Below are 11,526 nucleotides of genomic sequence, written 5' to 3'. Positions count from 1 at the left end.
CCGGACGAACTCCCACTCGGCATCCGACAGTTCATGGCGACGTATCACCCGACCATGATCCACCACCCGAGATCATTTGAAGACACTGCCTAGGGAGGCACCAGAGTCCTGCCGGACGGAGGTATCACTGTGCTCGTCCGGCTGGTGGGCGGCCGGCTCGGTCGCCGTGAGCTGTCGACCGACCCGGGCCGTGGGTCCGGGCCCTGGCTCACCGCCGGTGACACCGCTGGGGGAGTACGTCCCCTCGCACCGCGAGCCCGTGACCGGCGGTGTCCTGGCAAAGGCCCGGCCCACCGCGTCGTGCCGCTGATAGCCGCCGACGGCTAGACGGCCCCCATGGCCCCGTCCATCGTCTCGCAGCCACACCAGACGCGGGCTCATGACGGCCCGGGGTCCGCGCGCACTGCCGTATCCGGCTGGTCAACCACCCTCCGCGACTACGGGCAGCTCAGGGCTCCGACTCGACGCCAGAACCGCTGCAGACGCCGACAACCCACATTCGGCACCGGCGCACGTCATGACGGCCCGCCCGCTGCTCATCCCGTACACACCCCAGCCGTTCTCCTGACGCATGCAGTCTTGCCCAGGCCAGCGCTCTTGCCGGAATACGGGCGCAGACTCGCTTTGAGCGGCCCACGGGCTACGCCATGACGGGGGAGGGGCCCACTCCCTGCCTGCCGCCCACGCTCACGTGCCGGACCCGCAGCGTCAGCCCTTCATGGCCGCCCAGAACTCCTCGAAGGACATCTGGCGATCGCCGTTCGTGTCCAGCGAGTCGATCAGTTCCTGCGCCTGCGCTTCGCTGATCTCCGAGCCTTCCAACTCGGCCACGACCTTGCGGTATTCGTCCGCGGTGACCACGCCGTCCCCGTCGATGTCGTAGCGCTCAAAGACCTTGCGCGCCGCCGTCTCCATGATGTCTGCCATGTGCTTCACCCTTGTACGATCTTTGCTGACGAGCCCAGATTATCTGTCCGTCCGGAGCAACGCGGGCGCGGCCCAGTCTGTCTAGCTGTTGCGCGCCATGCCCGTTCCGAGGCCCACGACGACACTCCGGTCGCGAACACTTCAGTGACGGCCTGGGCGAAGCCACTGTCCGATCGAGCCCGGGCCGACACGGAGCGGCGATCTGCCGCGTAACCGGGAGCCCTACCCCGCCGACGCTTTGGCTACGGCCAGTCGATACCTAGTGCCGAATCAGGCAATGTTTGCCCTGTTGCGACGTGACGTGCCGTTCGGATGCTGGCTCGGGCGGCGAGGTGTTGCAGGCAATGCGGGTGGCAGCACGAGTACGCGCCACGCGAGATCGATAACGCTGAAGCGTGACGTCCGCTGGGTCCGCTACCGCCGGGCGGTCTCCTGCACGCTGAGCAGCAACTCGTTCTCCATTACGGCAGTCACGACCCGCACCTCCACGACGGAGCCGTCAACGATGTGGCGCTCCAGAAACCGGTACACGTCGGGCGTGATCCTGGTGACTTCCTCGATCTGGATCGACAGGCCAGGCTGGCTGCCGCCCGCACTACGCAGGGATTCTCCCAGCGTCTCAAGGCCGAGGATCGCTCCATCTGTCGTCACGAGCGCGAAGGACTCGTGGTGTGCGCCCAGGAATGCGTGGAGGCTTTCGGCCTCTCTGCCCCTCAGCCACGCAGTCAACTGGTCATGGTGTCGGGTCAACCGGCGCATGCCCGCCTGGCCCCTACCAGCAGCAGCCGGGGGCGCTCGCTTCGTTCCCTCCAGCACCGCCCACCCAGCTGCCAGGACGATAGCGCACCGCCGTAGCGAAGACGGTAGGGGTATCAGCCTCAACAAAGGCGGCTGGCTCCAACCTGCCCCGGACTGCATTCAGTCCGGGGCCTTTCGATCACGTGTAGGGCCTGAACGTGCGTAGCAGACGAAGGGCAGGGTTACCGATGGCGAGGACGTGGGCGAGGAGTCGGCTGTGGAGTGCGCTGAGACGGGCTCCGCTGCTCCTTGTGGCAGCGGCCTCTGGCCAGCCCGTCGTATCGGTCGGTGCCACTCGGAGCATCCCTGGACCGTGCCTCCGTGGGTACCACCGTTTGTGCCACGGTGTGTTCCACCGTGAGCACCACCCTACGTTCCAGGTCAGTTTGGACCTCAGGTGCATTCATGAAGCCTGGCGGTGCGATGTGCAGCGCACGAGGGGTGGCCGATGCGCGCTGTGCCGAGGTGACTCCCCTCCTCGCTCACGAAGCCAACCGCTGGTCCGCCATCTCCGGCGCACCGATCCACCTGCATGGCCCAGCGAACCGGTCGCCACCAAACTCGGCTTGGTCGCCTGCCCGGACGCTGTCTTGTGCCGCACGAACGTCGGTGCCATCACCGAAGTCGTCCCACTACGGCCGCTGAAAGACCGCGTCGCCCTCGTCGGGTGAGGCGAGAGCCTACGCCCCGGGCCTCAGCTGCTCGCCTGCAGAAAGGCCGCCGAACCAGTCATACCGAACTCGTACTGTTCACCTCGTGGGGCGACTTGCAGGACTACGAACGTCTTACGACCCATCAGGGCGCGACCTGCAACCGCTGGTCAATCTTGTCGACAAGCACGGCACAGCCATTCTCGCCGTCGTTCAACGAGCTCATTCACGAAGACCAGGCGCACGTGACCGTCTCGATGGAGCACGAAGCCAAAAGCTGTGAATGGCCCAACGTGCGGGTCGCCGACGACTTCCCACCAGGTAAGCCCCGCCAGGGCGCGGCGGATTCCAGGGGTCGTTGCAACACGTGGTTGGTTGATCAGGCCGCGAGCAGTTTCTGCAGGCGCTCGGCTGGGGTTTCCCAGTCGAGCGTTTTGCGTGGGCGGCTGTTGAGTTCGGCGGCGACGGCGGCCAGGTGCTCGGGACCGTGGGCGGTGAGGTCGGTGCCCTTGGGGAAGTACTGCCGCAGCAGGCCGTTGGTGTTTTCGTTGGAGCTGCGCTGCCAGGGGCTGGCTGGGTCGCAGAAGTAGACCGGGATGTCGGTGGCGACGGTGAAGGTGTGGTGGGCTGCCATTTCGGAGCCCTGGTCCCAGGTCAGTGACTTGGTCAGGTGCCGGGGCAGGGTCTGGACGGTGGTCTGCAGGGCTGTGCTGACGTCTTCGGCACCGCGGCCCTGGGGCTGGTGGACGAGCATGACGTAGCGGGTGGCCCGCTCGACCAGGGTGCCGATGGCGGAGGCGTTGTCCTTGCCGATGATCAGGTCGCCTTCCCAGTGACCGGGCACGGCCCGGTCGTCCGCTTCGGCCGGCCGTTCGCTGATCATGACCATGGGGTGGGAGAAGCGTGGCTGTCGGGCAGTGGCCTGGCGGTGAGGCTTGCGCCGGGTCCGACCCGTGCGCAGGGCGCTGGCCAGCTCGCGGCGCAGTTCACCGCGGCCCTGGACATAGAGAGCCTGGTAGACTGTCTCGTGGACCACGTGCATCTCCGGCTGATCGGGGAACTGTCTGCGCAGAGCGTGACAGATCTGTTCCGGGCTCCACCGCATCGTCAGGTGGGCCTGGATGAAGTCCCGCAGTTCGGTGTTCTGGCCGATCTTGCCGGGCTTGGGCCGGGCTTGGGCCGGGGTTGGCGCCGGTCGGCCCGGCGCTGGGCGGCGTGAGGGCGATAGGCCCAACGAGTGTGGTCACCGCGCAGGGGCGTGCCGTTGCGGCGGATCTCACGGCTGATCGTGGACGGGCTGCGGCCCAGCTCGGCGGCGATCGCACGGACGGACGCTTTCTCCCGCAGCCGGTCGGCTATGTGGATGCGTTCGTCTTCCCGCAGATACCTCGCCGACGAGGGGGCGGGCTCCTGCTCTGCCAGAGCAGGAGCCCGCCGTCGCTTTGGGTCGGTCCGGCCGTTTCGTCATTCGCGGCCGGTCCGTTCATGGACACCGACGCGTCGGCTTGCCTCTTTGTTGGTCAGCCCCATCTGCACGAGCCGGAAGTATTCCTCCCGCTCAGCTTGGAGCCTCACAGGCCCCTGAGCCTTGCGGACCTTACGGATCTCGAAGTCCATCGCACCCCTTGAGCTGGGGTGTTGCGACGACCACTAGAACCGAAGCGCACCTGGCGGGGCTTCATTTTTGCTAGCGCTATCGAATCTATCGCTTACCTATCTGCTTCATCGTCTGTCACTCTGAAAAACAGGGTCAAGCCAGACAGAAACCAGATTACCGGTATCGATACCCAGGACAATGCCACTGGCGATCTGGACGAAATCGGCGTCGTCGGAATCCTTCAGGTGAATGGCGACCCATCCAGATGAAGGGTCATGAGTAACCCGCAACTCTTCTCCAGGAACCTCAAGTGAGACTCCAGAGTGGAAGGAGTGAACTGATGAGATGGACACCCGTCCAGGGAAGCAGTTGGGTGCACCCAACTCGGCCACCTTACCCCGGACGTTCGGGAAATACCCCCAGGCGAACAGCACGTCTCGAGATTCGACGTCGACCTCGAGTTGCAGCGTGCCGATCAGCACGCTCGTAACCCCCTCTGAGCCAAGCCTCTCACTCAGCAAAGCTGCGCTCTGCGCGCTAAAGGAGAACCCGTACTCGGAATCATCGTAGGTGAGTACACCCTCAAGGGGAGATCCTTCTCGGATAGAAAACTTCACTTAGATGACTAACCTTTCGTGCTCTTGAAGAGGAAGTGGACAATCCTGTTCGAGTTTGCGTCGATGTTGAGTTCCCAGATCCCGTTGCTTCCGTTCATCGCTCCGGGCGTCCTCCACTCGACAACCCCGGTAGCGCCGCGGGAATCTAGCCTCGGGGTAGATCCCGCCATGATCTCCCCTATGAGCTGCCCATTGTTGCCATTCATGTAAGGACGTGCAGCCTTTCCGAAGTTACGGGCACCCACGTCTCGGGTGCCAGCGATATCCCAAGTGTGATTTTCGACTGTCTTGGTCATCGAAAGGTTCTCAACATCGATCTTCGATGCCAGATCCGCGACGCCGCAGTTGCTGTTGTGTACGAGAACCGGCGTCTGCCCCGCCAGCACATAGTACGTGTGCGTACCGGCGATGGTCAGGTCGTGAGTGCGTTGCTTCTTCTGGAAGTGTCGGACTGCGGTGATTTTGGCGATGGTGCCCTGGGGGGTGCGGAGTTGGGTACCGGGGCGCAGGTCGCCGGCGTCGATCCACTTTTTCTTGTCGAGGGACCAGAAGGGGTGGGTGTCGGTGGCGATGATGCTGGAGTCGCCGGTTGGGGTTGTGATGGTGAGGTCGGTGAAGTGCTTGTCGTCCTTGGTGACGATGGTGGCGACGACGGGGCGGGTGGAGGTCTTGCCGGTTTCGGGGTCGGTGGCTACGACCCTGTCGCCGGTTGTGACGTCTTCGATGTTCTTCTTCTCGCCGTCGGCGAGGGCTACTTCGGTGCCGGGCAGGAAGCTGTGGGCGCACGGGGAGGTGTCCCCTCGCCTGCCGCCGCCGGCTCGTATTCCTCCGCCGTCACGGCTGCCTGCGAAGGTCATCGCGCCACTGGCCATGGAGGAGAACAGGAGCTGGGCAAAACTCTCCGGGCAGTGGCCTTTCAACTCGGCGCACACTCCGAATTTGAGGTTCGTGAGCGTGACTTGTGTGCTTCCTTCCCTCGGGTCGATCTCGAACATGCCCTGGTAGAACAGCTGACGGCTGGTTGCCTCGGCATAGATGGCGTTGGTGAACTCGTCGGAGCGCTCCCATGTGGAATCGACCCAGAGTCCGGGAAGGACCGCTGCCTGCGAATGGCTGCGGTAGCCACCCCATTTCGACGGATTGATGGCCGCCAGCCCGTTCAGGAAGCGCTGCCGGTCCTGCTTCGAGCCCCAGTCCATCCATGGGCACAGGACGGGGTCGCAGCCCTTCGCGCCTGATTCGGCGGGTCTCATGAGGCCGGTGGGGTCGGAATCCGTCATCGGCGTGCTGCCGGCGTAGGTGTATCCGTTGAGGGATTCCGAATCGGCCAGGTTCAGCAATGGGTCGACGGAGAGGAAGCGTCCGGTCTCCGGGTCGTACTCGCGTGCCCCGAGGTGTGTCAGCCCTGTGTCTGTAGTGTCGTCGGTGCCGCCGACGTAGCCCTTGGAACCCGGCCAGTTGGTGGGTTTGGTGCCGCGGAGGCCGCCGAAGGGGAGGCTGCGACGCTGGGTGAGGGACTGGTCGGCCGCGTTGATGGCGAGTTGGCCGGTGCCGAGGCGGTCGGCGAGGGTGATGGTGTAGATGCCGTCGTCGGTCAGGACGGCCTGGTTGCCGCCGCCGAGGGGGATGTAGCGGGTGGCCTTGGGTTTGGTGGCGCCCTTGTCGAGGGTGAGTTCGGTGTGGTCGCCGAGGGTGAGGGTGGTGCGGTCGCCGGTGCGGGTGATCAGGCGGTTGCCGTCCGCGTCGTAGACGTAGGACGTGGTCTTGGTGTCGTTGTCGCCGGCTGGTTGGGTGACGTTGGTGAGGTGGCCCTCGGCGTCCCAGTGCAGGGATTGCTGGTCACCGTGCAGGAGTCGTGTGGTGGTGTTGCCGACGTTGTCGTAGTCGTAGCTGCTCTTGCTGGTGCCCGTGGGCCCTGTGGTGTCGATGGAGTTGAGGGTGTGCGGCTGGGGCTTGCCGGGGTCGGGGTAGTGGTAGGTGCTTTTGGTGTCCTTGGCTCGGTCGCCGGCGGGGTCGTGTTGGGTGAGGCTGGTGCGGTTGCCGGCGCTGTTGTAGGCGTACGAGTGCCAGTAGGGTGCCGGGCCGGCGATCAGGTTCCCGGCCGGACCCGCGGCGCAGGTTTTCTCGTCCTGGGTCCAGGCGTCGGTGAGGCGGCGCAGGTGGTCGTAGGTGAAGCACTGGGTGTCGGTGCCGGTGCGCGAGACGTCGGAGAGGGAGGTGACGTTGCCGGCGGGGTCGTAGCCGTAGGTGGCGGACTGGTCGACGCCGGCCACGTCCTGGCGGTCGACGCGGGCGTTGGACAGGCGCTGGGTGCCCCACTCGTAGGTGTTGGTGACCTGGGTGGGTTTGCCGCTGCCTACGATTTTGTAGGTGAGGGGCTTGCCGGTGAGCGTGTAGGTGGCGTCGGAGCGGATGTCTGTGCTGTAGACGGTGGTCATCCGCAGGGTGTCGTCTGCGTAGTTGTAGTTCCATCCCTTGCTGACAAGGTTCCCCATGGTGGAGAAGCTGCGTGCCTTGGGAAGGCCATTTCCGTAGTACGAGGTGCTGGCCTGGTAGGTGCCGGCAAGTGCGCCCTCGGAGTCGGGGATGACGGTGGCGGTGCGCTGCGGCCGGTAGAGGGTGTCGTACTGGGTGACTTTGGTCGTGTACGGCTTGCCGTTGAGGTAGCGGGTGGATTCGGCGAGCTGCCCCTTGGCGCCGGCGAGGGTGTCGTAGACCCACTTGGCGCGCAGCGGGCCGTCGGTTGTCTTGTCGTGCAGTTCGGTCTTGCGGCCGAGGCCGTCGTAGACGGTGGCCAGTACGGCGCCGTTGGCGTCTTGGCTGGAGGTCTGCCGGCTGCGGTCGTCGAACGTCGCCTTGGCTTCGCCCTTGTCGGGGTCCTGGGACCAGATCTGGTTGCCCAACTGGTCATATTGGTAGGTCCACTTGTTGCCGGCGGGGTCGGTGACGCCTTCGAGTTTGCCTGCCGGGGTGTAGGTGTAGCGGGTGGTCTCGGCCGGGGCGTCGGCGGATCGGGTGTGGTGCTGCAGGAGCTGGGTGGTCTGGCCGCGGGCGTCGGTAACCGTGGTGGTGGCGGTGGCGCCTTCTGGCGGGACGACGGTGGTCCGGTCGCCGCCGTGGAGTGTCTTGGTGACCGCCAGGACCTTGCCACCCTCGCCGTTTCCGGCGACATCCCGGCTCTCGGTTTCCCGGCCCAGGCCGTCGTATGTCTTCCAGGTCTGGGATTCGACGCTCAGGGCGTCGGCGGGCTTGAAGATCTCGCGTTCCGGCTTCTTCAGCGCGTAGTACGGGGCGAAGGTTTTCGCCGCCAGCCCGCGCTCGTCGTAGAACGTATCGCTGATCAGCCGCCCGCCGTCAGGGCCGGGCGTCTGGATCTGGCGGGGGCGCAGGTAGCCGTCGTACAGGGTGTAGGAGACCGTCTGCGACTGAGCGCTGGGGTTGAGGGTGTACTGGGCGACGGCAGCCGGCTTGCCTTCCTCGACCGTGTAGGCGAACTGGTAGGTGGGCAGGGAGCCGCGGTCGGGCAGCCATACCTTCACGGAGCGGCCCAGCGCGTCGTACTTCAGCGTGGTGCGCTTGCCGTTGGTGTCGACGGTGGCGGCGGGCTGGCCGCGCAGCGGGTCGAGTTCGGTGGTGGTGGCCTGGGCTGTGGCGGCGTCCTTGGCGTCGGCGGGGGGTGTGGTGGTGACGGTCTTGGTGGGGAAGCCGGTGGCGGGGGTGTAGGCGGTGGTGGTGGTACGGCCGTCGGTGCGGGCCGTGCGGGTGGGTGCGCTGTCACCGATGGCGGTGACGTTGGCTGTCAGGTCGGTGACTTTTTCCGGGCGTCCGTAGCTGTCGTAGGTGGTGCCGGACTCCAGGTAGGTGGCCGTGGTGCCGTCGTGCTTCTTCAGCTTGGCGACGGCGGTGGCATCGCCCTTGGTGGGCGCGGCGCCGTAGCCGCCCCCGTCGTAGGCGGTGCGGACATCGGAGATGACCTGCTTCGTACGGTCGGGGCTGCTGCCGCATTCGGTGGCCACGGTCTCGACGCGTGCGGGCAGGGTGAGGATGTTCTTGTCGGTGTTGGTGGCGTAGGTGGTGCGGGTGCACCGGTCGTCGTCCGTGGTGGAGTCATCGCCGCGGTCGCTGACCTCTTTGACACGTCCGGCAACGGTGTCGAAGGTGGAGGCGGTGGTGGTCGTGCGCCACTTCGCACCGGCACCGTCGTCGAGGGAGGTCCAGGCGCGGGTGCTGGCCGTGCCGGAGAAGTTGGCGGTGACCGTTCCCCAGTCGCGGGTCTTCTTGGCTGTCTGGTGGTGCCAGGGCCGGCTGACGGTCTTGGCCAGGACCTTCCCGCCGGGGGCTGAGAAGGTAGCCGTCTTGTAGGCGAATCCGGCCGCCGAGGCGTCGTCGGTGAGAGGCTCGCCCTCTCCAGCACTCAGCGAGACGCTGACGTCCTTGGTGCCGCCACTCGCGTTCTTGCGATCGCCGTCCATGCCGCGCAGGAAGTAGCTGTCCTCCTGCGTCCTCATGGTGTTGGCACCCGTGCCCTGGCCGCCGGTCTGGACGCGAACGTGGCCATAGCCGCGCCACTGGGACCAGGTCTTGAACTTTTCCTTCGTCAGCCCGTCATCGTCGTCGTAGTGCCAGGCCGCATCATCGCGGTAGTCGTAGCGGGTGACCTGGTCGGGTGCGCCGCCTGTGCGGTCGGTGGTCGTCACGGACTCGACGACGTACTTGTTGAACCACTCCCTGTCCATGTCGTCGCTGGAGCTGCCGCCGATGAACTGGGGGAAGCAGCGGGTGGTGTTGGACTCGGGCGTGGGCAGGTCGTTGAACGCGCAGGCGGGCTTGGAGTAGTTGACGTCGGTCTGGCCGCCGTATTCGTCGGCGATGGTCGACAGGCGGTCCTTGATGTAGGGGGCGTAGCCGTCGCCGGTTTTGTCGAGGCGGTTGGCGAGCTGGGTGTAGGCGAAGGTGGTTTTCGGCAGGGTGAGGGGTTTGGTGTCGGTGTGGCCGGTGTGCTGGATGGATTCCAGTTCCAGCTGGTAGTCGACGTCGGCCTTGCCCCAGCGGTGGTTCAACGCCCAGGAGTCGACCGGGGTGAGCGCGCCGTCCTTGAGGACCTCGGTGGTCACCCCCGTCAGGCGCTTGCGGGTCCAGAAGGTGGGGGAGAGGCGCCCCTGGTCACAGGCGGTGCCGACCTTGCAGTTCAGATCCCAGGGGGTGTCGTACCAGTAGAAGCTCTTGGCGTCGATGGTGTCGGCCGCGCAGGTGACACCGCTCTGCGGCAGACAGCGCTCGGAGTTGGCGAAGGACACCCGCGCCAGCGGCTTGCCCGCGTACAGGTCGCTGGAGGACCGGCCGTATTCGATGCGCTTGAGGTAGCCACCGCGGGTGTAGGGGGTGTCGTCGTCCTTGTTCAGGTCGCGGCCGTAGGAGTTGGTCTCCTTGTCGTAGTAGTACGAGATGGCGTTGCCGTGCGGGTCGACGACGTAGTCGAGGTTCCAGCGCCATGCCTGCCGGCACCAGGAGTCCTTGAAGGCGTCCTTGTGACAGTCCTCGCCGCTGTCGTTGCCGAAGACCGGGACTGTCCACGTCGAGTCCGTGGTGTCCTTGCCGGCGGCCCACCCGGGCAGCTTGTGGTAGCCGAAGTAGAAGCGGGTACCGGAGGGTTCGGTCAGCTCCCAGTACTCGTTGTCGTTGTCCTCGTTGTCGCGAGCCGAGGACGTCAGCCGCTTGATCCTGGTGCCGTCGTCGTTCTGGAGCTTCCACTCGTCCTTGCCGGCCGGGACCAGTTCGCCGGCCTTGCCGTTGAAGGAGATGAAGGCGTTGTCGTACCCCCAGCACAGGTCGCCGGGTTTGCTGCCGTCGGTGTGCTTCTCGCCGTCGTCGGCGCAGGGCTTGTAGCGGCGCTCGATGTAGCCGGGCCACAGTTCGAAGCCGTCACCGGCCCAGGAGCCCTGGTTGCTGCTGTTGCCGGTGCGGCCGTCGATGGAGCCGGAGGAGTACGACAGGCCCACGCTCGGCTTGAGACCGCCGGGGACCTCGGGGACGGGCATGTCGTAGGACCAGGTGAAGTCACCGGTGTTGAGGTTGGTGTTCCAGGTGGCGGAGGGGGAGAGGCTGGTGGCCTTGTAGTCGCCCTTGACGCTCTTGTCGTCACCGACCGCCGCGAGCACGGTGGGGCCTTTCGCGCGCAGTGGCACCGAGGACGCGATCAGGGTGTGCTTCTCGGTGTCGTTGCGGGTGGCCAGCGGCTTCGCGGTGCGGCACTCGGTCTTGTCCGGGGAGGTCGCCGCGCATGCGGGGAGTTCGACCAGACGCAGCCGGGAGGCGTAGCCGCCGCCGTGGGCGCCGGCGAAGGCCGCGTAGTCGACGGTCACCCGCAAGGGCGCCGGGGACACAGCGCCCTTCGTCGTGGCGGCGGTGTTCGGCTGGAGGGTGAACAGCATTCCGTCGACGCCGGCCCGACGGGTCTGCTTCCGGCCGAGGACTCGAGCGGTCACCGCGTCGGGCGTCGCTAAGCGCCCCGCAGCGGACGATGCCCTGACACCCTGGGCCGGTGCCAGTGTGAGAGGCAGATCCCCGCCCGCACCAGATGCCGACGACGCATCTCGTTGGGCAGGATGGAGGATTGCGGAGACGGCCTCGGGCCAATCATTCCTGGGGTGTGCTTGGGGAATTCGTGGTCCCTTGGCCAGCTTCCGCGGTGTAACCCGTATGCCATCGACCCCCGGAACGGGTTTTCCGGCGTCGGGGCGGCTCGATACTCCAGGCGCCGCCGCGGCTTGAGCCACCGGGAGAGCCTGCAACAGGGATCCCGCCAGCACCGCGGAGACGCCCAAAGCGACTCTGCGCTGGAGTCGAGTATGTCTGAAGAGACCACGCATGCCGTTCACTTCTGTTGCCCACCCCTCATTGCTCACCGACCGGAGCCCGTGGGCACCGTGGTGTTCCA

5 protein-coding genes and 1 pseudogene are annotated in these 11,526 nt (G+C 66.0%); all 6 read right to left on the bottom strand.

The genetic code is table 11. From position 1 onward, the window contains the following. Window positions 1-708: 708 nt before the first annotated feature. Window positions 709-927, bottom strand: a complete 219-nt coding sequence (locus ACZ4XD_RS27435) for an EF-hand domain-containing protein (protein WP_468046383.1) — start codon at window positions 925-927, stop codon at window positions 709-711. 414 nt (window positions 928-1,341) lie between these two features. Further along, window positions 1,342-1,656, bottom strand: coding sequence for a hypothetical protein (locus ACZ4XD_RS27430; RefSeq protein WP_468046375.1), 315 nt, complete (start codon window positions 1,654-1,656; stop codon window positions 1,342-1,344). Window positions 1,657-2,754: 1,098 nt separating this feature from the next. Beyond that, window positions 2,755-3,824: pseudogene (locus ACZ4XD_RS27425) on the bottom strand (IS30 family transposase); the annotation flags it as partial. Window positions 3,825-3,839: 15 nt separating this feature from the next. Next, on the bottom strand, window positions 3,840-3,992 hold the full coding sequence (locus tag ACZ4XD_RS27420) for a hypothetical protein (protein WP_468046373.1): 153 nt from the start codon (window positions 3,990-3,992) through the stop codon (window positions 3,840-3,842). Window positions 3,993-4,097: 105 nt separating this feature from the next. After that, entirely contained in the window at window positions 4,098-4,454 is a 357-nt protein-coding gene (locus ACZ4XD_RS27415) for a hypothetical protein (protein ID WP_468046371.1), read from the bottom strand. 143 nt (window positions 4,455-4,597) lie between these two features. Then, complete coding sequence (locus ACZ4XD_RS27410; RefSeq protein ID WP_468046369.1) at window positions 4,598-11,074, bottom strand: polymorphic toxin-type HINT domain-containing protein; 6,477 nt, start codon at window positions 11,072-11,074, stop codon at window positions 4,598-4,600. Window positions 11,075-11,526: the final 452 nt, after the last annotated feature.

The sequence above is a fragment of the Streptomyces sp. NPDC029466 genome (assembly GCF_055574515.1).
This window is presented reverse-complemented; position numbering and strand designations above follow the sequence as displayed.

What these genes read in the sequence shown, in the direction of transcription:
- ACZ4XD_RS27435 (WP_468046383.1), bottom strand. Translation starts at nt 927, where the DNA reads ATGGCAGACATCATGGAGACGGCGGCGCGCAAGGTCTTTGAGCGCTAC.
- ACZ4XD_RS27420 (WP_468046373.1), bottom strand. Translation starts at nt 3,992, where the DNA reads ATGGACTTCGAGATCCGTAAGGTCCGCAAGGCTCAGGGGCCTGTGAGG.